Source organism: Shewanella intestini, assembly GCF_018221465.1.
GTDB lineage: Bacteria > Pseudomonadota > Gammaproteobacteria > Enterobacterales > Shewanellaceae > Shewanella > Shewanella intestini.
The window spans coordinates 1-22,431 of record NZ_JAAIKR010000007.1 but is presented as its reverse complement, the minus strand read 5'-3'; the positions used below and the strand labels follow the sequence as shown (position 1 = coordinate 22,431).

Annotated in this window: 20 protein-coding genes; 16 read left to right on the top strand and 4 right to left on the bottom strand. The window is 43.2% G+C overall.

The features are described 5' to 3' along the window. Positions 1–22: 22 nt before the first annotated feature. The 11 genes from G3R48_RS08800 (at position 23) to G3R48_RS08750 (ending at position 11,149) form a co-directional block, all read left to right on the top strand. A complete protein-coding gene (locus tag G3R48_RS08800; RefSeq protein ID WP_153664490.1) occupies positions 23–574 on the top strand; it encodes a hypothetical protein in 552 nt (183 codons plus the stop codon). Next, a complete protein-coding gene (locus G3R48_RS08795) occupies positions 574–1,554 on the top strand; it encodes a COX15/CtaA family protein (RefSeq protein WP_153664488.1) in 981 nt (326 codons plus the stop codon). Before G3R48_RS08800 ends, G3R48_RS08795 begins: the two co-directional genes overlap by 1 nt. Before the next feature lie 23 nt (positions 1,555–1,577). Next, entirely contained in the window at positions 1,578–2,483 is a 906-nt protein-coding gene (cyoE, locus tag G3R48_RS08790) for a heme o synthase (protein ID WP_153664486.1), read from the top strand. Between the two features lie 123 nt (positions 2,484–2,606). Continuing rightward, positions 2,607–3,236: an SCO family protein gene (locus tag G3R48_RS08785; RefSeq protein ID WP_153664484.1), complete on the top strand. Its 630-nt coding sequence runs from the start codon at positions 2,607–2,609 to the stop codon at positions 3,234–3,236. 190 nt (positions 3,237–3,426) lie between these two features. Next, complete coding sequence (locus G3R48_RS08780; protein ID WP_153664482.1) at positions 3,427–3,744, top strand: STAS domain-containing protein; 318 nt, start codon at positions 3,427–3,429, stop codon at positions 3,742–3,744. Continuing rightward, positions 3,722–3,901: a response regulator gene (locus tag G3R48_RS08775; RefSeq protein WP_153664480.1), complete on the top strand. Its 180-nt coding sequence runs from the start codon at positions 3,722–3,724 to the stop codon at positions 3,899–3,901. The genes G3R48_RS08780 and G3R48_RS08775 overlap by 23 nt, the downstream gene beginning before the upstream one ends. Positions 3,902–3,910: 9 nt before the next feature. After that, complete coding sequence (locus G3R48_RS08770; RefSeq protein WP_153664478.1) at positions 3,911–6,322, top strand: chemotaxis protein CheA; 2,412 nt, start codon at positions 3,911–3,913, stop codon at positions 6,320–6,322. Positions 6,323–6,334: 12 nt separating this feature from the next. Beyond that, positions 6,335–6,889 carry a chemotaxis protein CheW gene (locus G3R48_RS08765; protein WP_323741263.1) on the top strand — a complete coding sequence of 185 codons (555 nt, stop codon included), beginning with the start codon at positions 6,335–6,337 and terminating at the stop codon, positions 6,887–6,889. Beyond that, positions 6,876–9,113 (top strand): methyl-accepting chemotaxis protein, encoded by a 2,238-nt coding sequence (locus G3R48_RS08760; protein WP_153664476.1) that lies wholly within the window; start codon positions 6,876–6,878, stop codon positions 9,111–9,113. The genes G3R48_RS08765 and G3R48_RS08760 overlap by 14 nt, the downstream gene beginning before the upstream one ends. After that, positions 9,103–10,110, top strand: a complete 1,008-nt coding sequence (locus G3R48_RS08755; RefSeq protein ID WP_228497454.1) for a CheR family methyltransferase — start codon at positions 9,103–9,105, stop codon at positions 10,108–10,110. Before G3R48_RS08760 ends, G3R48_RS08755 begins: the two co-directional genes overlap by 11 nt. Then, positions 10,103–11,149 carry a protein-glutamate methylesterase/protein-glutamine glutaminase gene (locus G3R48_RS08750; protein WP_153664474.1) on the top strand — a complete coding sequence of 349 codons (1,047 nt, stop codon included), beginning with the start codon at positions 10,103–10,105 and terminating at the stop codon, positions 11,147–11,149. Before G3R48_RS08755 ends, G3R48_RS08750 begins: the two co-directional genes overlap by 8 nt. Before the next feature lie 130 nt (positions 11,150–11,279). On the opposite strand, the gene G3R48_RS08745 is transcribed toward G3R48_RS08750, so the two are convergent. After that, positions 11,280–12,335, bottom strand: a complete 1,056-nt coding sequence (locus G3R48_RS08745) for a polysaccharide deacetylase family protein (RefSeq protein WP_153664472.1) — start codon at positions 12,333–12,335, stop codon at positions 11,280–11,282. Positions 12,336–12,346: 11 nt separating this feature from the next. On the opposite strand from G3R48_RS08745, the gene G3R48_RS08740 reads away from it, so the two are divergent. Together G3R48_RS08740 and G3R48_RS08735 are read left to right on the top strand one after the other, a co-directional pair. Next, complete coding sequence (locus G3R48_RS08740; protein WP_153664470.1) at positions 12,347–13,684, top strand: MATE family efflux transporter; 1,338 nt, start codon at positions 12,347–12,349, stop codon at positions 13,682–13,684. Positions 13,685–14,006: 322 nt separating this feature from the next. Next, entirely contained in the window at positions 14,007–15,095 is a 1,089-nt protein-coding gene (locus G3R48_RS08735) for a PepSY-associated TM helix domain-containing protein (RefSeq protein ID WP_153664468.1), read from the top strand. Positions 15,096–15,173: 78 nt separating this feature from the next. On the opposite strand, the gene nfuA is transcribed toward G3R48_RS08735, so the two are convergent. Further along, positions 15,174–15,749, bottom strand: coding sequence for a Fe-S biogenesis protein NfuA (nfuA, locus tag G3R48_RS08730; protein ID WP_153664466.1), 576 nt, complete (start codon positions 15,747–15,749; stop codon positions 15,174–15,176). Between the two features lie 345 nt (positions 15,750–16,094). After that, entirely contained in the window at positions 16,095–16,928 is an 834-nt protein-coding gene (locus G3R48_RS08725; protein ID WP_228497453.1) for a ComF family protein, read from the bottom strand. Positions 16,929–16,978: 50 nt separating this feature from the next. Between G3R48_RS08725 and bioH the strand changes: the two genes are divergently transcribed. From bioH to G3R48_RS08710, 3 genes are all read left to right on the top strand, one after another. Then, positions 16,979–17,800 carry a pimeloyl-ACP methyl ester esterase BioH gene (gene bioH / locus G3R48_RS08720; RefSeq protein WP_153664464.1) on the top strand — a complete coding sequence of 274 codons (822 nt, stop codon included), beginning with the start codon at positions 16,979–16,981 and terminating at the stop codon, positions 17,798–17,800. Positions 17,801–17,935: 135 nt separating this feature from the next. After that, entirely contained in the window at positions 17,936–18,451 is a 516-nt protein-coding gene (locus tag G3R48_RS08715) for a hypothetical protein (protein ID WP_153664462.1), read from the top strand. A gap of 292 nt (positions 18,452–18,743) precedes the next feature. Beyond that, entirely contained in the window at positions 18,744–19,184 is a 441-nt protein-coding gene (locus tag G3R48_RS08710; protein ID WP_153664460.1) for a YHS domain-containing (seleno)protein, read from the top strand. A gap of 127 nt (positions 19,185–19,311) precedes the next feature. Here G3R48_RS08710 and G3R48_RS08705 read toward each other — a convergent pair whose 3' ends face one another. Continuing rightward, positions 19,312–21,684 (bottom strand): Tex family protein, encoded by a 2,373-nt coding sequence (locus G3R48_RS08705; RefSeq protein ID WP_153664458.1) that lies wholly within the window; start codon positions 21,682–21,684, stop codon positions 19,312–19,314. Between the last annotated feature and the right edge of the window lie 747 nt (positions 21,685–22,431).

Sequence of the window (22,431 nt, the reverse complement as noted above, 5' to 3'; positions counted from 1 at the left end):
AACAACGCACAGAGGAGCAAGTATGAACTCCCAAACAACTCGCAGTCGTAAAACTTTAGTGGTGTTATTAGCCGCATTTATCCTACCGGTTGTCGTCGCTAAAGTGGTATTAAGCTTCGACCTTTACCAAGGTGGTGCCACCAATCAAGGTCAGCTACTCAAAAACGGTATTTCTTATCAAACGTTAACAATGGACAATCCCGCACCACGACATTGGCAATTGGTATACCTGTTGCCCAGTCAATGTGAACAACAATGTCAGTCGCGGCTGTATATTTTAAACCAAAGCTACATCGCATTAGGCAGAGAGCGCGATCGAGTGATGCCAATTATTGCCACCACAGAAAACAGCGATATCAGCGCATTAGCCAATTTAAATGTGGCGTTCACCACCACAACGTCATCCCCAGCATTAACAAAGCTGCTCGCTAAACAGCAAATGCTTATAGTGGACCCTTTAGGAGCAATGGTGATGGAGTATCAAGCCGTAGAAGGACAGCAGCAAAATATGGCGCTAGGTAAGGCAATGATTGCTGATTTACGTAAAATGCTCAAGCTGTCGAGGGTCGGTTAATGACAATCAATCGCCTCATTAAACTCACCTTAGTTTTTACTTTAGCGGTCATTTTAATGGGTGCTTACACCCGCTTGTCTGATGCTGGTTTAGGTTGCCCTGACTGGCCGGGTTGTTATGGTCAGCTCACCGTACCGACTGAAGTGAATGACATTACAAAAGCACAGCAACAATTTCCAGAGCGTCAATTAGAGCAAGACAAAGCTTGGTTAGAAATGATCCATCGCTATATTGCGGCCACACTCGGGGTAATGGTGTTAGCGATTCTAATAATGAGTTTACGTCAGCCTCAAGCACCTAAAAAGTTGCCTATTTTTATTTCACTACTGATCATATTCCAAGCCGCACTAGGAATGTGGACTGTCACCATGAAGTTAATGCCCATTATTGTCATGCTGCATTTATTGGGTGGTTTTAGCTTATTTTCATTATTGTTATTACTGTATTTACGCAATAAACCCCTGCGCATCCCAGGCGGCGATAGTTACGCCCGTCAATTAGCACCATTGGCGGCGATAAGTTTGGTTGTGCTTATTATTCAAATTATTCTCGGTGGCTGGACATCATCAAATTATGCCGCTTTAGCCTGCACCAGCTTGCCAATTTGCGAGGGGAATTGGGTTGATAACCTCCAATGGGCTAAAGCCTTTTCACCATTTCAAGGTGACCACCCAAGTTATGAATTTGGCGTGCTAGATTACGCAGCTCGAATGACCATTCATGTTAGTCACCGTCTATGGGCAATTGTCACCGCAGTAGTGTTATTACTGCTGGCATTTAAATTAATCTTGTCGCAGTCCACGACTATGCGCAAAAGCGGTTACTTACTTACCTTATTAGTTATCGTTCAAGTGGCATTAGGGATCAGCAATGTCGTCATGCATTTACCACTAGGAATCGCAGTGTCTCACAACGGCGGTGCAGCCTTATTGCTGCTTACCGTGGTATTTATTAATTACGCCATTGTGCGTAAGGCTTAACGGAAAGTATTGAGGGAATAATAATGACAAAACCGATTGTAATGCCGCAGCCAATCACCACGATTAACCTCCAATGGCGTGCCTATTTTGAGATGACCAAACCCAAAGTTGTCGCGCTCATGTTATTAACAGTTTTAGTCGGTATGTGCTTAGCAATACCCAATACCGTGCCGTGGCAACCATTAGTCTTCGGACTGGCTGGCATTGGCTTAATGTCAGGCTCCGCCGCCGCATTTAATCATTTAATTGATAGAAGAATTGATGGCTTAATGGCACGCACTTATCACCGCCCATTACCAAAAGGTAAAATATCAGCATTCAAAGCTGGCGGATTCGCAACCGCAATCGGCGCGATTGGTTTTGCCATGCTTTATTTACTGGTAAACCCACTAACGGCTTGGCTGACTTTTGCTAGCTTAATTGGTTACGCGGTGGTGTATACCGCTTACCTTAAGCGAGCCACACCGCAAAATATTGTTATTGGAGGATTAGCAGGTGCCATGCCACCACTACTGGGTTGGACTGCGGTAACCAACGAACTTCACGGCCATGCATTGTTGTTGGTGATCATCATTTTCACATGGACACCACCCCACTTTTGGGCGTTAGCAATTCATCGTAAAAAAGAATACGCCAAAGTGAACGTCCCAATGCTGCCGGTCACTCACGGTACACAATTCACCAAAACCTGTATTTTGCTTTATACCGTACTATTAGCTATTGCCTGCTTATTACCCGTATTAGTCGGCATGTGCGGGCCAATTTACTTGGTGGGTTCAACCATCTTAAGTTGCGGATTTATCTACAAGGCGTGGCAATTGAAATACCGCGATTACCAAGGACTCGCAATGAAGGTGTTTACTTTTTCTATTTATCACTTAATGGCTTTATTCATTCTTTTATTGGTAGACCATTACCTGTGGCGTTAAACGTAATTAGTCATGTTAATGCTTAAAAAAACATAACTGACTATCGACACCACACAACAAAATAACAGCAACCAACGCGAGACTTCACATCATAGATTGGGCGATGTAGCCATAAGGACAACAATGAAAAAATTACTGTTACTGGCAATGTTAATGGTCACGCTGGGCGTTTGGTTTGCAACAGAAGCTGCAAAACAAACGCCGCCAACGTTAGCTACCAGCTATCTGTTTGACACGCCAAGAACATTAGCGCCCTTTTCGATGACCGACCAATACGGTAATGCGTTTACCAACCAACAACTGCTGAACCATTGGACATTGTTTTTTATTGGTTTTACCTCATGTCCCGACGTTTGCCCAACAACGTTAAATAAACTCAACGCGGCTTATCCTGCACTACAACAAATTGATCCACGGATTCAAGTGGTCTTTGTCTCTGCAGATCCCGCCAGGGACACACAAACAAAACGTCTCGATTATATTAATTTTTTTAATAAAGACTTCAAAGCAGTGACCGCTCAACATCCCAGTTTATTCCCGTTTAGTCGTGACCTAGGGTTCACTTATGCCATGGTCGGCGACGATGAAAACTATCAAGTAGACCACAGCGCATCTTATGTTTTGGTGTCCCCTAAAGGTGAGAAATACGCCGTTTTTAAAACCCAAATGACACCGGGAAACCCACCACAAATAATCAATAGCCAGCTGATAGCTGATTTTCAAAAAATCACCCACTTCCATCCAGAGGCATAATTTCAAGCCAATATTTTCGCGTTAAAAAATCGCCACCAGCACAGTTACATTTTGTTAACCATTTTGATACGAAATTAGGTTTACATAAGCCTTATTACTGAGATAATTGAGCCGTTACGTAACACGTATTTGCTCCCCTATGATTACGCAAAGCAATTGAACCCATTAATATTAATTTCTGGAATTGAACATGGATAGTCAAATCGACTTAGGTACAGAAATTACCATTCGAAATATTCAGCCGCTGTATCGCGTATTTGTAGACAGTATTGCCCAATCACACCCTTTAACACTTAATGCCAGTAAGCTCACTAACGTTGATACTTGTGGCGCACAACTGCTTTATTTGTTTGCGCTTAACTGTCAAAACCGCTCTATAACATTAACTTGGCAACACCTTAGCCAATCAGTCAATCAACAGCTTGCACATTTAGGGATAAGTTTGCCTGACGCGAACAACAGTACCGACCATAAAGGACATTGTAATGTACGCCACTCTCAGCGCTGATGACTCAAATACCATCAAACCAATGTTGCAGGCGACATTAACCTGCGCAGTTTTTTCTGCCACTCAAGCTGATGATGGGGTGATGAGCGCATTCTCGTTGGCTAAACAAACTCAGTTCAATTTAGTGTTGGCTGCTGTCAACCAAGTACTGGTCTAGAGGGTGTAAATGAGCATTGATTTAAGCCAGTTTAGCCAAATATTTTTTGAAGAAGCCCTTGAAAATATCGCGGTGATGGAAACGCAGTTGCTGGCAATCAATAGCGAACAAATTGACCCTGAAATCATCCATACTATTTTTAGAGCCGCCCACTCAATAAAAGGCGGCAGTGCCACCTTTGGCTTTACCGAGGTCGCTAATTTCACTCACCTCATTGAAACCCTATTAGATGAAGTCCGTGAGGGCGTGCGGCATCTGCAAACTGCACACATTGAAATGCTATTGCAGTCGGTCGATATCATCCGAGCAATGGTAGGTGCATTAATGGATAACCAGCCCTACCAAAGTGAACAGTTAACTAAGCTTATCAGCCAATTCGAACAAGTGCTCGCCATAGAGCACTCACAGAATAAGCACCACGGCGAAGATGACCTAACCCATGTCGAGCAGTCATCTAACAACCTGACCTTGTGGCAAATTGAGTTTGTTCCCGGTCATGATATTTTGCAACGCGGCAATGATCCCAGTTTCATGTTTACTGAGCTGGCACAGTTAGGCCAATGTCATATCAGTCTCAATGACATTGACTACCCCAATATTGACGCGCTTGATCCCGAGGTTTGCCTATTGCAGTGGCAAATAACCTTACTCACCAAAGCAAGCCTACCTCGAATAAAAGAAGTATTTGAATGGGTAGAAGCTGAGTGTCAACTACGCTATCAAAGCCTTGCGCGCGACCCATTAATGGAGCGCAGCTTATTTAATCACGCCAATACAGATGGCCAAGCGACAGCTTCGGGGCAACATAAACTAAGCGCTACCCAGTATGCTGCATCATTTGCTGAACAAAATGATGACACTCACTGCATGACGAACTCAAATGAAATTGATGACATAAACGCAAGTAATAATGCGAATTTCGACTTTAGCCAAGCCGTAGCCGATGCCCTAAATGAGTGCCAACAGCAAAGCCCCCCAAATCATCAACCCAGTGAACATCCTCCTAAGCCATCCACTATCAGCGCGCAGTCAAACCATGCCACTAATCAAGCTTCAGCCAAGCCCATTGTCACTACTGAACTCAATGATGTTAGTCATCAACCATCGACAACTAGCAACTCATTACTGAGTGAAATCGCCCCTTTTACTCATTCTCAGCCACAACCATTAGCAGCGCCAACACCAAAGCCTAAGCCAGCGCCACCGACGCCCAAAAACACGGAGTCGAGCACCAGCATTCGGGTTGGGAGCAATAAAGTCGATCAGTTAATGAATATGGTCGGTGAACTGGTCATTACTCAATCCATGCTCGATCAGCTTGGCCAGCAAGACAGTATTAACGGCCAAATGATGCACAACCTCAGGTTAGGATTAGAGCAACTCTCTAGCCACACTCGCCAATTACAGCAAAGCGTGATGAAAATTAGAATGATGCCAATTTCATTTGCGTTTAATCGTTTCCCGCGCTTAATTCACGACATCAGTAAACAGCTTGGGAAAAAAGTCGAACTGACCTTTCGCGGCGAAGAAACCGAGCTTGATAAAACGGTCATGGAAAAGGTGATTGATCCATTAGTGCATTTAGTGCGAAACGCCCTTGACCATGGCATTGAGTCGCCTAAGGTTCGCCGACAAGCAGGCAAGCCAGAAATGGGCACAATAGCACTGAGTGCTTACCACCGTAGTGAAGTGATCGTTATTGAAATCAGCGACGATGGCGCCGGATTGCCGACCGAAAAAATACGCCAAACCGCCATCGAAAAAGGCTTAATTCAACGCCAAGATAATTTATCTGATAACGACATTAATCAACTTATTTTTCACCCAGGATTTACCACCACCACAGCCGTATCCAACCTGTCAGGACGAGGGGTGGGGATGGATGTAGTAAAACGTAATATCAACGCGTTAAATGGCAGGATTAACTTACATTCCACCCAAGGCGAAGGTTGCAAAGTCAGCATCAATTTGCCGCTGACATTATCGATACTTGACGGCCAATTAGTGCGCATCGGTCAACATGTTTATGTGGTGCCATTAATGGCCATCCACGAGTCATTGCAAGTGCAACCCCAGCACGTGAATCAGTTAGGTGATAACCAACAAGTGCTGCATTTACGCGACGAATTTATACCGCTGATTAATGTGTTCCAACAATTTAACCACCAGCCAGACTCGTCCTCAGTGCAAGACGGCATCGTGATGGTGGTCGACAATAACAATAGCAAGGTCGGCTTATTATTCGACGAACTGTTAGCTCAACAACAAGTGGTGATTAAAAGCCTTGAAGATAATTATCAAAAAACTGCCGGCATTTCAGGCGCAACCATATTAGGCGACGGCACGGTCGCGTTAATTATCGATGTTAACTCACTCACCAAACTGGCTGGCATCGGCAAAAACAAAGACCATGCAGCTTAGGAGATTATCGCGGTGGAAGTAACACAACAGCAAACCACGCTCATACCATCGAGCATGCCTGAGCAATACTTAACCTTTGTGATGGGCAAAGAAGAATACGGTATCGAAATTTTAGCGGTGCAAGAAATTCGTGGCTGGGAAACCACCACAGCCCTGCCCAACTCAGCAGAACATATAAAAGGTGTCATTAACTTACGTGGCATCATTGTGCCCATTATTGATTTACGCCAGCGCTTTGGCATTGAGTCACTGCAATACACCCCCACAACCGTGGTCATCGTGGTCAATATTGTGGTGGACCAGCGCACCAAAGTGATTGGTATTGTCGTCGATGCGGTATCTGATGTGATTGATATCGCATCCGTTGATGTCAATCCCACCCCAGACTTTGGCCTTGATACTGACATTCGCTTTATCACTGGGCTTACCAGCGTCGACGACAACATGGTTATTTTATTAGATATACATCAACTACTTGGCAATGAAATGCTCCCAAGTGCATCAGCGTTATCGCGCATTATTAATCAATTAGACATAACCTGTGAGACCGCCAATGAACAGCACTAACTTTACCCAAGCAACCCCAAAAGAGGATGCGACAATGGACTCAACAACCGTTCCCCCAAAAGGCCATATGCCATACGCCGCCATCGGTGCACTTATCTGCGCCGCAAGTACACTTTTGCTGATGTTGACTCAGATAAGTCATGAACAAATACTGGTTTTCCCCTTGTTAACGGTTATCTTAATCATTGTGCAAATGGTGATTAGCCATAGAAAACAAGCCCAGCTCAGCCAAATATTAACCGAGATCAAATCGGCCTACAGTGCAATTGAGGCCCCCAACACCCCTAGTTTAAAAAATCCTCAATGGCAACACATGGATAATCTCATCCACTCATGGTGGCAAGATACTCAAAAAAGCCGCTTTTATTTACAAGCCTTAGATGCCTGCCAAGGCAATATTATGGTTGCTGATACCCAATACAATATTGTTTATCGCAACCCGTCATTACATGCCATGTTTAAAGAAAACGAGCAACGCCTTAAGCCATCATTACCACGCTTATCTGTCGATGACATGATTGGCGCTAACATGGATATGTTCCATCATCATCCCGCTCACCAGCGGCAACTGATGGACAATATGACAAAAGCCTATCGCAGTATTTTTAATGTCGAAGGACTGACCTTTCGCTTAACTGCCACGCCGATTTTCAGAGACAAACAACGCATTGGTACCGTTATCGAATGGCTCGACATGACCGCCCAAGTTGCTAAAGAAAAAGCTGAACAGGCCTTATCAGCTGAAAACGCCCGCATCAAACAAGCCCTAGATTGTGTCAGTGCTAACACCATGGTTGCCGATAACAACAACGACATCATCTACACCAATCACGCCCTGCAAGCGATGTTTGAAGAAGCACAAGAAGATGTTAGATCGGGTCTACCCAACTTTAATGCCAAAAAATTAGTCGGTGAAAACATTGATGTATTCCATAAAAATCCAGTGCATCAACACCACATACTACAACGATTAAAAACCACCCATCACGCCCAATTTGAAGTCGGTAAACGCTTCTTCAAATTTACGGCTAACCCAATAAAAGATGCTCAAAATAAACGAATAGGCACGGTTGTCGAATGGGAAGACCGCACTAGCGAGGTACACATTGAGGCAGAAGTAAACCGCTTAGTTGCCGCCGCAAACCGTGGCGACTTAAGCGATAGGTTATCGCTAGATAATAAAGAAGGCTTCTTCTTAACCCTATCGCAAGGGTTAAACCGCTTACTGACTGTCTCCGACACGATGATCTCCGATGTCGTTGAATTGTTTGATGGCTTAGCCAAAGGCGACTTAGGCTGCAGTTTATCCGGTGAGTATGAAGGCCAGTTTGACAAACTACAACGAGATGCCAATGCCACCGTTAGCCGCTTAACCCAAGTGCTCAGTGAAATTAGAGAAACCGCTAACACGGTTACCGTCAATGCAGAAGAAATCACCCAAGGCAATGTCGATCTCAGTCAGCGTACAGAAGAACAAGCCGCCTCGCTTGAAGAAACCGCCGCCAGCATGGAACAAATGACCAGCACCGTGAAGCAAAGTGAAAATAATGCCGCCCTTGCGAATCAACTAGCACAAGAAGCCTGCTCCAAAGCCGAACTTGGCGGTAAAGTGGTTAAGCAAGCGGTGAGTGCAATGGATGAAATCACTCAATCAAGCAAACGCATTGCCGATATTATTTCGGTGATCGATGAAATTGCATTTCAAACTAACTTATTAGCGCTAAATGCCGCAGTAGAAGCGGCAAGAGCAGGAGAGCAAGGACGTGGATTTGCCGTCGTCGCAGGGGAAGTGCGTAATCTGGCGCAGCGCAGCGCTGGAGCCGCGAAAGAAATTAAAGCGCTCATCAACGACAGTGTAGATAAGGTCACCGACGGCACGACGTTAGTCAACCAATCAGGTGATACGCTCAAAGACATTATGAGCTCCGTCAGTAAAGTCGCTGAAATGATCTCCCACATTAGTATTGCTGCCCAACAGCAGTCGGTTGGCATTTTAGAAGTCAATAAGTCGGTATCTCAAATGGATCTAATGACCCAACAAAATGCCGCCCTCGTCGAGCAAATTTCAGCGGCGGGTGACACCATGACTGAACAAGCACACAACATGAAACAAAAGCTCAATTTCTTTAATACTGGGCAAGATTTCAGCACTCACTCACGCAATGCCATCAGGCCCCAAATCAGCCGCTTTGGCAGCAAGAAAGAACAATGGCATGAGTTCTAATACCGCAAAGCTGTTTGTAAAAACGAAAGAATTCCCCATGTCGATGGCAGACTTTAGTGCCATTCGACAATTGGCATATGAACACACTGGCATAGTGCTAACCGAGCGTAAACATCATATGGTTTATGCGCGCTTGTCTCGGCGTATTCGCGCATTAAAATTAGCTTCATTTGCACAATATGTTGCCTTGCTCAATACCCAAACAGCCAACATAGCAACCACTAATCAAAACCTTGTCACTGACTCATCAGATAACAACAATAACGCTGTTAAACATCATCGATTTGAAACAAGTGAATTGCCCGCCTTTATTAATGCATTAACCACCAATTTAACTTACTTTTTTCGAGAGCCGCATCATTTTGATTACCTTAAAAACATCATTAGCCCACAATGGCTTACACGCAAAAACAAACGCTTAAGAATATGGTCAGCAGGCTGCTCTAGTGGCGAAGAAGCCTACAGTATTGCCATGACACTCGCGATGCCTTTTGCTCACCCACCTTGGGACTTAAAAATCCTCGCTACTGATGTTGACTCAAACGTGCTCAATACGGCACAACAAGGGCGCTACCATAACGATAACCGCGGCGTTATCCCGACTGACTTTGTTAGCAAATACGTGCACTCTCAAGCAGATGAATACTTTACATTCACACCAGAAATTAGCCAATTGGTGCATGTTAAACCATTAAACTTACTCAGTAGCTGGCCAATGAAAGGCCCTTTTGATGTTATTTTTTGTCGTAATGTCTTTATCTATTTTGACAATGACACCAAAAGACAAATTTTGGCACAGTTCCACCAACTATTAGCACCTGACGGTTACTTGATCATCGGGCACTCAGAGACATTAATACAATTAAGCGAACACTTTACCTTTATTGGTCAAACCATTTATCAACCTAGGTCGACAGCGGCCCCAGCTACCTCAGCGGCAAACCCAATGCCTAGCACCTCAAATGACACGTTATTACGGAAGCCAGAACATGATTAAAGTATTAGTGATTGATGATTCTGCGCTCATGAGACGGCTGCTCAGTCATATGCTTAGTTTTGCTGATGATATTGAAGTAGTTGGCACCGCTCAAGATGCTTATCAAGCGCGCGAGCAGATTAAAAAATTGCTCCCTGACGTCATTACCCTTGATATTGAAATGCCTAAAATGGATGGTTTATCATTTTTAAGTAACCTTATGCGCTTACGTCCCATGCCCGTTGTTATGGTGTCATCATTAACAGAAAAAGGCGCGGCTGCGTCATTAGAAGCTATCGCATTAGGTGCGGTGGATTTTATCGCTAAACCCAAAAACAATCACCCAGCAGGTTTAGCCCTGTTTCAAGACTATTTAATCCATAAAGTACGCGGAGCGGCCTGCGCCAAGTTTGCTAAACCTAACTTGCAAATACCAATGACGCCCCATCAACCGGCGTTAAGCAAATTACGCAGTCGGTTAATTGCTATTGGTGCATCCACCGGCGGTATTGAAGCCATTCAGCATATTTTACAAAACATGCCCCTAAACTGTCCGCCAATTGTCATTACCCAGCACATTCCACCTGTGTTTAGCAGCTCTTTTGCCAAACGGCTTAATTTACAGTGCAGTATTAAGGTCATTGAAGCCAAAGGCGCAGAGAAACTTACCCCTGGCCATGCTTATATCGCTCCGGGTGATCAGCATCTAACCATCGACGTAAATTCAAATGGTGAAATCTACACCAAACTTGTCGACAGTGATCCGGTGAATTTGCATAAACCATCGGTCGATATGTTATTTAACAGTGTGGCGCAGCAGTTACCTAAAACAACTATAGGCATTATTTTAACGGGGATGGGACAAGATGGTAGCGAAGGCTTATATAACTTACATCAAGCTGGAGCCTATACCATCGCTCAAGACCAACCGTCATCTGTTGTATGGGGAATGCCGGGCGCGGCGGTGGCACGAGGCGCATGTAACGAACAATTACCGCTAAATAAAATCAGTCAGCGAATAATTAACTTACTCACCATTGCCGATAAACATCCAGATTAAATGCAATAGTTATCAACAAGTCAGTTAAATAGATAATAAAAACCGCACTAAGTAATAGATGACTTAGTGCGGTTTTTATTAGGGCGTGTTGATGTTTCGAGCTAATTTTTGCAGCAAACGCGGCAATAAATTATTCTTTAATCCACGAACCATCATTTTTAGGTCTAACCCAAGCTTGCGAAAACCAATAATAACCTGCACGTGTCTTACTTGGCGCGGTGCAGTTATAGCGCGAGCGCCCAGCAGGTAAATCAACGACCGCTTGCACAGAGAATTGATTATCACTAATCCATTTAGGCTTATTGGCCCCTTGACCTTGTACGTAGCACATCAATTGATTTGGATAGATGTCTTTTGTATCAATCGTTACTGTTAATGTTGGACGCCACTGCCCTTGATCAAGTTGTGGGTTGGTCGGTGTTTGTGCCAATACCGGCATATTTAAACTGGCAAATTTTACTTTAAGCTCATTTAAATCAGCATAACCCGCGGCAATAGGGAAACGCGGTAATGCAGTTAATATTGAATGAGGCCCAGCGGCACCGGACTGCTGACCAAAACCGACAAAACCATGCTTGGTTAATAACGCTTCAATTTGGGTGTTATATTCCCCATAAGGATAAGCCAGCATTTTCACACTTTGACCCGTATGGCGTTTAATATCGGCCTCTGCGGCTAAGAGGTTTTTCTCTTCACGTTGTAGCCACTGTGCTTGGGTTTCATTATCTTGTAAACGGATCATGTGTTCATGCGCCCAAGAATGGTTAGCAATGGTCGCGCCACGTTGTGATAACGCTTTAATTTGCGCCCATGTCATCACCCCATGATAACCGTCATTAACCGGCTTAACAGGAACAAAAACCGTGTAAGGGAACTGATAGTGCTCTAACACTGGTGCCACATTGTTATAAATGCTGTCGTAACCATCATCAAAAGTAAGTGCGATTGTTTTAGGTTTTGAGGGGCGCTTATTTTTTATATCCGCAACTGCATCAGTTAACGGGATTACTTGATAGCCATTGTTAGCCAAGTATGCCATTTGTTCTTTAAACTGCGCTACGGTAACGCTGGTACTTTTTGGCGTCTTCTCTGATACATGATGATACTGTAGAATCACCACAGCTTGAGCAGAAGTGCTCATCATCAGACAAACACTCCATAGTACTAATCCTATCTTTTTGAGCATGACTTTTACCTATGTCTATAACTTCTTTATTGTTTGATCACAAAAAAAACCGCCAACTGTTTGTATTAGCGGTGCCTATGATCCTGTCAAATATTACCATCCCACTACTCGGATTAATCGATACTGCGGTGATAGGTCACTTAGATCAGGCCTACTACCTTGGCGGGTTTGCGCTAGGCAGTGCCGTATATTCACTTATCATTTGGTTGCTAGGCTTTTTACGCATGTCTACAACAGGCTTAGTTGCACAAGCCTATGGCGCAAATGATGATGCTACCCAGCAGCGATTATTGGCTCAGAGTGGATTAATTGCTGTCATCTTAGGTATCGCCACGATAGCCTTGCAACAGCCAATATTAAACTTAGCATTAGGTCTCAGTGACGCCAGCGATGCGGTGCAACTGTATACCCGTGAATATTTTGAAATTCGAATTTGGTCAACACCATTTGCTTTACTGAACTTGGTGTTAATCGGCTGGTTATTGGGCAGAAAAGCCCCAAAAGCAGCCATGATACAACTCATTGTGGCTAACTCGATTAATATCGTGCTCGACATTGTATTTGTGATTGGCTTTAACTGGCAAGTAAAAGGCGCAGCTTTGGCATCAGTTATTGCAGAAATTTGTGCATTTTTTATCGCTTTTGTCATAGTTAGAAAACAATTATTACTTGATAAACAATTCTCTATCATCAATTTTATCAAGTTATGCCACTTTTCAGGCATGTCGCGACTATTAATGTTCAATCGAGACATTTTTATTCGTAGCCTGTGTTTACAAGCCTCACTGAGCTTTATGGTGTTTCATGGTGCAGGCTTGGGCGACAATACCGTGGCGGCAAATGCCGTGTTATTAAATCTAGTGATGCTAATTTCTTACGCCCTTGATGGAATTGCCTATTATGCGTCAGCCGAAGTTGGCAGCGCGTTCGGTAAGCGTAATCGAACGCTCATGCAGAGCACTGTCGTACTGGCTTTTTTCTGGTCGGCAATTGTGGCGATCATTTTTAGCAGTGTATTTATGCTATTTGGTGACACCTTTATTGGCTTACAAACCAATATTGACGCCGTTAGGCAAACCGCCATGCAATATTCATTTTGGTTAGTGTTAATGCCCTTATTTGCTTTTAACTGCTACCTGTTTGACGGTGTTTACATTGGTGCCGCGCAAGGCGCAGTGATGCGCAACAGTATGGTGTTATCCACCTTTGGGGCATTTTTCCCATTATGGTTTGTGCTCCAAAGCTATGGCAACCATGCGTTATGGGCGGCATTAAGTGGTTTTATGCTAATAAGAAGTGTCACGTTAGGTGGTCATTACTACTGGCGATTACGTCATCTGCCCTTGTAACCCCCCAAAAAAATCAACATCAATAATCCCCTATAGCACCGTGACTCCAGCCGCTATAGGGGCCAGCCCTTCCTTTAGATTAAATTTGCAACTCGTAATCGCTTTATCAAAAAAACAACAAGCCATTGTTACAGCTTGATTATTAACAAGTGTGATCGAGTTATCATGATGATGATTCTATTACAAAATTTACATTTCTTTAATTGATTGAGTAAATAAGACTCATTACTATTCTCAGCAAAATGAAATCCCGTTAGCGGATTTTTTGTGTTTAATTGCTGCATGTTGGCTCCACCATAGCCAAGAAATTCAAGGTAGATTTATGAATGTTGTTTCTGCACTAAAGTGGTTTCATAACTGGATTGGTTTTATTGTCACCATCACCATGCTAATTGTACTTTCTACAGGGGTTTACCTTGGTGCGATGGATATTATTAAGCGCATGGACAACAAGGGGCAAACGTACACTCCAATGACGATTGCTCAAAAAGCCGCTACAGTGGAAGCCGTATTTGAACGGTATCCGAAAATGAGCACCGTGCGTTTTCCAACTGAGCACACCCCATTTGTCGAAGCGGCAACTCGCGGAAAAACCATCTCATTAGATAACGACCTTAATGAGATTGGCGTGCGCAGCATGAAAGAAATGCCGTTTTACAGTACGGTATTTTGGTTACACCGCAACTTCTTAATGAATGATTTTGGTAAGTACACTAACGCTTGGGCATCGTTACTCGGCGCCTTGGTAACGCTAGTGGGTATTTACTTATGGTGGCGAGTACGTAATGGTTTCCGTTTAAAACAATCACTACCTAAAGATACTCGTTCAAGTAGTTTGCTCAAAAGCCACATTCAACTGGGACTATTTATTTCGATTCCTTTGTTTGTATTGTGCATTAGCGGCTTCTTAATTACTTATAAAAGTTTATGGTATGGCGCGCTCACGCACAAACCTACTGAGCAAGTACAATATCCTGTCACCCACGACCATAACTGGGCAAGTCAACTGCAATTGGCACAGCAATACTGGCCTGAGTCGCAATTAGTGGCAGTGAGTAAGCCTCGAGTCAGAAAAGCCAAAGAAGGTGATGCGCAGCCAACAAAACCACAAGATCTGGTCTACAGCGTCCGCTTTGACGAGCACAGTGACGTATGGTTACGCCAAGCTGACAGCATTAGCATTAATTATAATACCGGTGCAATGACCGCAGCCTTAAAGCACAGTGACCGGGCAATAAGTGGCAAAGTAGCCAGCTTTGTTAGGCCATTACATGATGCCTTAAATATGCCATTAAAATACGTGGTATTTATTACCTTCGTATCAATCGTGGGCACGCTTATATTACTGTTTAGTGCAGTGACGTTTTATCGACGAATATTTGGTTCTCGTAAACGTGCACTAAAAAGTTAATCGCAGCATGTAATAAACGCAAAGCTATAAAAAACCGCACCATTAAAGTGCGGTTTTTCATATTTAGCTATTGAGCAATTATGCGTAAGAGTGAGAACCATGTTTATGGTCGGTGACATCTCGAACGCCTGATAATTCAGTTGGGAAGCGCTCTAATAACTGTTTCTCAATGCCTTCTTTTAAAGTGAAGTCAACTTGAGAACAACCGTTACAACCACCGCCAAACTGAAGCACAGCAGTGCCATCATCAATTTCAATTAAGTCGATGTGACCACCGTGGCTTGCTAGTTGGGGGTTAATTTCTGATTGAATAACGTATTCAATACGCTCAGCTAATGGCGCATCGTCAGACACTTTGCGCATTTTGGCATTTGGCGCTTTCAAGGTTAACTGTGAACCTAATTGATCAGTCACAAAGTCAATTGACGACTCTTCTAAAAACGGAGCGCTTTTTTCGTCAACCATGGCGCTAAATCCGTTAAACTGAAATTCAACGTCATCAGCTTCAACAGCGTCAGGTGGACAATAAGAGACACCACACTCAGCTTGAGCTGTGCCAGGGCTAATCACGAAAACGCGAATATGGGTACCTTCAGCTTGGTCTGCTAATAATTTTACAAAATGAGCCTGAGCTGCTTCGGTAATGCTGATCATAAAACCTGCTCCGTCAGGGTATACCTGAGTAAATTAGTAAGAATTAGGATAATGATACTCCTAGTTGCTTTGCCTTTGTAGTCCTGAAATTCATTCACCGCTGAAAATATACGTTATATCGCATTTTTTATGCCGACTAAATGACAGTTTCATTTGTATTTTAAATAAAAAAACCAACAAAAATAATAACTTTATTAAACTTAGCACCTCAAAATTGATTAATTATTTTTTACGTTTATTTTGTATCAATCATCGAAAATTATCACTCTATTAGCTTAGTAAAACCTTTATTGCAGCAATAAAATGACGCTAGTGATGGCTGTTTAGCGTTGAAATTTAGTAAATTTATCGACTACGCAGTTTAGGCGCTTCAGCTCGCGCTAACGCCCATGCTTGACAATGCACACCTTGAGGCAACAACAAGGTTTCAATCGCCTCCACAGTTGCCCCACTGGTAACAACATCATCAATAATTGCCACGCGTTGATATGTCACATCAGCGACCAGCCGATAGGCTAACTGAGTTAATTTACGTCGCTGCATGCCGCTTAATTGCGCCTGTGGCGGCGTATCGACGGTTTTAATGATAATATTTTCCAGCACCGTTATTGATAGCTGCTGCCCCAACCAGTGCGCAATTAATCCAGCCTGATTAAAACCTCGCTGGCGCTGACGGTTAACATGCAATGGCACTGGGATTAACGCTTGCGGCAACCGAATTATATTCAGCCGTTGTAATTGCTGTATGCGCCTTAACAGCTGCTGCATTAAAGCCAACAACCCAGCAAATTGCTGCTGATATTTTATCGCGGTAATGATGGGTGCTAAGCCATCATGGTAACTACAAGGCGCAATCACCACCATGGGTTGAGTTTGCTGACATTGACCGCAATACATCATTAATCTTGTCATTAATCGTCCACAACCAAGACATGCTTCAGCTTGATATAAATTCGCTGCCAAACAAGGCTGACAAACTCCCTTTAATAACGTCTGTGGAAATAATTGCTGATAACCAAACTGTGCAATACTTTGCTGGCACAGTAAACAGCGGTTAGGTAAACTGCTTTGCATAAAGCGCCATAGCTGCGCTAACCTAGCGATGATTAATTGCCATGCACTGATAAGGCGTTTATTTAGCTTATTCTTTTCTAACATACGGTGAAGTCCAAAGCGCATAATATCATCCTGATTAATTGCATCCATTTACCAAATAAGCGAACGTAACCATGGCCCAGTCTCCCTTAAATCCCCCGCTATATATCCACAACCAAGGACAAGGGCGTGATATCGTGTTACTCCATGGTTGGGGCGTAAATAGCGCGGTTTTTAGCCCCTTAGCTGACGAGTTACAAGCACTACATTGTAGGGTGCATTTAGTGGATTTGCCGGGTTTTGGTGACAGCGCAAGTGTTGAAAATAACCTTGATACTTGGGTGCAAACCTTAATTGAGCAGTTACCAGAACGTGCAATTTGGATGGGGTGGTCATTAGGCGGATTATTAGCAACTCATATTGCCAATCAATTTCCGCAACATGTCAGCGCATTAGTCACGATAGCTTCATCGCCTTGTTTTATGGCAAGAGAGGCAAGCGATAACCAAGCCGCATGGGCAGGGATACCGCCAAAGGTACTACATCAATTTTCCAGTCTGTTAGTCAACGACCCAGTAAAAACCATTGAACAATTTTTGGCGATTCAAGCGATGGGTAGCCCTCATGCTAAAGCTGATATAAAACGTATTAAGCAACTGGTATTGGCTAAACCCCACGCTGATGTTTCAGCGTTAACCTTCGGTTTATCGTTACTCGCAACTCTAGATTTACGTCCACAGCAGGGCAATATTCACCAACCATGGTTACGTATATGGGGTAAATTAGACTGCTTAGTGCCTCGGAAAATAATTCGCCAACTTCATCAAGCCAGCAACATTAGTGATGTGATCATCAATAAAGCCTCTCATGCGCCGTTTATTTCACATAAAGAAGAATTTAATCAACAACTAACCGATTGGCTAACCCAAAAAGCGCTGATAAAAACAACAACATGATATTTATTGACACTCACAAACACTTTATTATTTAGGCAAATAAACACTGTTTCATGCCACAAACTGTTACAAAACACTGTAATCCCTACCCAATAATGGCTATAATTTAATCGTAGCTTTAAATAAGGATTACCCATGCTGGTTAACACTAACTTCCCACAAGTCCCCATTGCGACCAGTAATGTCGCAACGGATCTTGCGCGGGCAGATAACCAGCAAAAACCGGCCATTGTTGCGCCGCAACAACCCTCAAAAGGCCATGAAGAACGCGCGTTTAATTCGCAAAATGAACGTGCGCCAACTTACAGTGTTGTTCCCAAACGCCAACAGCAACAACAATCGACTCAACAACAGTCGCAGCAGTCAGCTCAACAAGCGCCACAGCAAGCGGCTGTCGCGTCGCAAGTTGCCCAGCAACGGATCATTCGCACCAATATAACAACTGTCGCATTGCAGCGCCGCGACATTCAAAACCAAACTCAACCGCAAACACAAGCGGCAAATACCAACCCAGCCCCTCGTCAAATGAGCAGCCAAACGCTAAAACAACAAACACCTGAAACCCTTAAGCAATTTGGTAAACAAATTAAATCTTTTTATTACCAACAAGTTTCACCTGAACTTGCAGCAAACTTCTCTGCCCGTATTTAATTCCCTTGTTCCCGCCTTTATCTGCCGGCGAAGCTTTTTGCATTGTAATACTCAACCTTCAATACCCATTTTACTCTGACCTAACGCAGTCTCATTCTCCACTCAATAACCCTGTAACATTACCAATAAAACCCAACCCCCTAACTAAACCGATATCATCACTTCAGAGCGACAATCCAAGCACACCCAAGCTGCATTAAATGACAAAAATGGCTTTTACTGCAATAAACTGCCGCCATAGCGGGTCTACATAGGCAGTTGCATTTAACAGCCATCAATTAAAAGGAATAATATGAAAAAACTCGCGTTAGGATTATTCGCACTCATTCTGATGGGGTGTACCAGTATTGATAAGCAACCGGTTTACAATGATGCGGGTAATGCCATTGAAGGCTATGACGTGGTGGCTTATTTCAGCGACAACCAAGCTAAAAAAGGGCTCGCACAATTTAGCAGTGACTATAAAGGTGCCAAGTGGTTATTTAGCTCTAAAGCACATAAAGCATTATTTGATACCAACCCTGAGCAATATATGCCGCAATATGGCGGCTATTGCGCTTATGCGATGAGTAGCGGATTTGTGGTGAGTGTCGACCCACAAGCCTTCACAGTTTATCAAGATAAGCTGTATTTAAACTACAGCCTCAGTGTGCGCAAAAACTGGCTAAAACGAAAACAACAATACATTAAAGAAGCGGACGCACATTGGTTAGACAAGATTAACAGCCAATAGGCAAAGCATGTGCGAAAACACTTATCGGGTTGAATCGTCAAGATTTGTATATCGTCCCATATAAATAGCACACACAAAAAAGGCTTTGATCACTCAAAGCCTTTTTTAGATGCTAACCGCAGTAACGTTACTTTTTCAACTTAGCAAAAGCGTCTGCAAACGCATTGCCCATTGCTGCATTCGCAGGGGCTTTTTTCTGTGATTTATGTTGCGCACTCTTATGCTGGGCAGTTTTAGGCTGACCTTTAGCTGCAGGCTTACCATTATGAGGTTTTGCTGAAGCATTCTTATTCGCTCCCCCTTTACCTGCTTGATTAAAGTCTTTGGCGTTATCGGTTAAGCGCATGCTTAAACCAACACGTTTGCGATCCACATCGACATCCATCACTTTAACTTTAACTACATCGCCAGCTTTCACCACGGTGTGAGGATCACTCACAAACGAGTCGGTTAATGCCGAAATATGCACTAAACCATCTTGATGAACGCCAACATCCACAAACGCACCAAAGTTAGTCACATTAGTCACAACCCCTTCAAGCACCATATCGAGTTGCAAGTCTTTTAACGACTCAACTCCATCTTTAAAGGTCGCAGTTTTAAACTCACCACGCGGGTCGCGTCCGGGCTTATCCAGCTCAGATAAAATATCGCTAATGGTCGGTAGACCAAATGCTTCAGTCACAAATGATTGCGCATCAACCGAGGTTAATAATTGAGTGTCACCGATTAATTGCTCAATAGCGACTTGCTTAGTAGCAGCAATAGACTTAACCAATTGATAGGCTTCAGGGTGAACGGCAGAAGCATCCAAAGGATTGGTAGCATTAGGAATACGTAAAAAACCTGCCGCTTGCTCATAAGCTTTAGGGCCTAAACGAGTGACTTTTAACAGCTGTTTGCGCTCAGTAAAGCGCCCATTTTGATCCCGATAAGTGACAATATTCTTTGCCAAGGTTTTGCTCAACCCTGCCACTTGCGCTAATAGCGGGGCCGATGCCATATTGACATCCACCCCGACACGGTTAACACAATCTTCTACCACACCATCAAGTGCTTGCGACAACTGGCTTTGACTTACGTCATGCTGATATTGCCCTACCCCAATTGATTTAGGTTCAATCTTGACTAATTCAGCCAACGGATCTTGTAAACGACGTGCAATTGATACCGCGCCGCGAATAGATACATCTAAATCAGGAAACTCATTAGCCGCAAATTCTGACGCCGAATAAACCGACGCGCCAGCTTCACTCACCATGACTTTCGTCAACAAGGGCTGCGCCTCTTTCACCATCGCTATCAACTCACCGGCAAGTTTGTCAGTTTCCCGAGAACCAGTACCGTTACCAATAGCAATTAAATCCACCTTATGCATATTGATAAGGTTGGATAAGGTGCGCAATGACTTATCCCATAGGTTTTGTGGCGCATGCGGAAAAATAGTCGTGTGCGCCACTAACTTACCCGTAGTATCCACAATAGCCACTTTAACGCCAGTGCGAATACCTGGGTCAAGCCCCATCGTCACCTTTGCTCCCGCAGGAGGTGCCATTAAGACATCATTTAAATTGCGCGCAAATACATTAATCGCTTCAACTTCAGCTTGTTGGCGGATACGGGCTAAGAACTCAGTTTCCATTTGCAAGGCAATTTTTATTCGCCATGTGCCATGAACCACTTGCTTAAGCCATTTATCGACGGTGGTGTCGGTTAATTTTAAATGAAAGTGCTCTGCAATAATCACTTCACAATAGCTGCCTTCGCCTTGATATTGTGGGTCGGCATTTAACGACAAGCTTAATACACCTTCATTTCGACCGCGTAACATAGCCAGCGCACGATGAGATGGTACTTTCGTTACCGCCTCGCAATGTTGAAAGTAATCGCGGAATTTAGCGCCTTCTTTTTCTTTACCTTTTACCATGGTGCTTTCAAGCATGGCATGCTGGGTTAATTGGCTGCGAATTTTAGCAATAAGCTCGGCATCTTCAGCAAAGCGTTCCATCAAAATAAACCGCGCACCGTCTTTCACCGCTTGTATATCAGCAAACCCTGCCTCAACATTAAGGTATCGAGTCGATTGCGTATCAATGTCGCATTGACGATTAGCCAATAAAAAGTCCACTAATGGTTCAATACCGGCTTCAATAGCAATTTGCCCTTTAGTACGACGCTTAGGCTTATAAGGAAGGTATAAATCTTCAAGGCGAGTTTTACTGTCAGCACTGAGCAAGGCTTGCTTTAATTGCACTGACAATTTACCTTGCGCCTCAATACTCGATAAGATCACTTGGCGACGATCATTCATATCACGAAGGTAAGTTAACCTCGCATCAAGTTGGCGTAATTGCGTGTCATCAAGCCCACCAGTGGCTTCTTTGCGATAGCGAGCAACAAACGGCACGGTTGCACCGTCATCTAGCAGTGCAATGGCAGCATCAACTTGTTGTTGGCGAACTTGCAGTTCGATTGCAATCACGTTTGCGATAGATAGCATAAATAGAAAATTCGTATTGATGTGTAATGCGCACAAGATACCACAATCATAAATAAGAAAATAAGCACACAGGTTAGATTACAGTTAGAACCTTTCTCTAATGACAACAATTTGCACCTAAACAGCACTTATTATCACCAATGAAGTAGCAATAAATTTAGATCAGCAATTGTGAATTTAGCAAACACTGATAAAGATTAAAAAAACAAACTCATAATAGGCTAGAAAAATTAAGTGGTTAATAAACAAATAGATAAGCAAGAAAATAAGTTAAAATATGATAGCTATATGATTTCTTTCCTCGCTGAACATAAAATATATCAATTAAGCTAAAATCATTTTGCAATGAGAATCATTAATAACTGAGACCAAAAAAAACAGCGACACCACCAACAAAAACACGTTGCCAGCGCCTCAAAAAATACCACCTATGTCACAAAATGCATCAAAAATCCGCCGAACAATCCTACTCATAATGGAGTATTGCAACAACTCACAGCATCGCACCAAACAATTACTAACTTAGTATTAACAAATTTAGTCACTGCTAAATTCTAAATCACTAATAATAAAGAACTTAATTTACCTAACGTTAAATAATAAAATTTATTTACCCTTATTATTTTTGTGGCTAATATCACTTTATAAATCGTTTTTTGCACTCGGTAACAAAACATTTGCATCATTTTGTAACAACCTATTTTTAGGAAAAATATCTTTTATTATTACTGTCTCTCAACCAGCAGC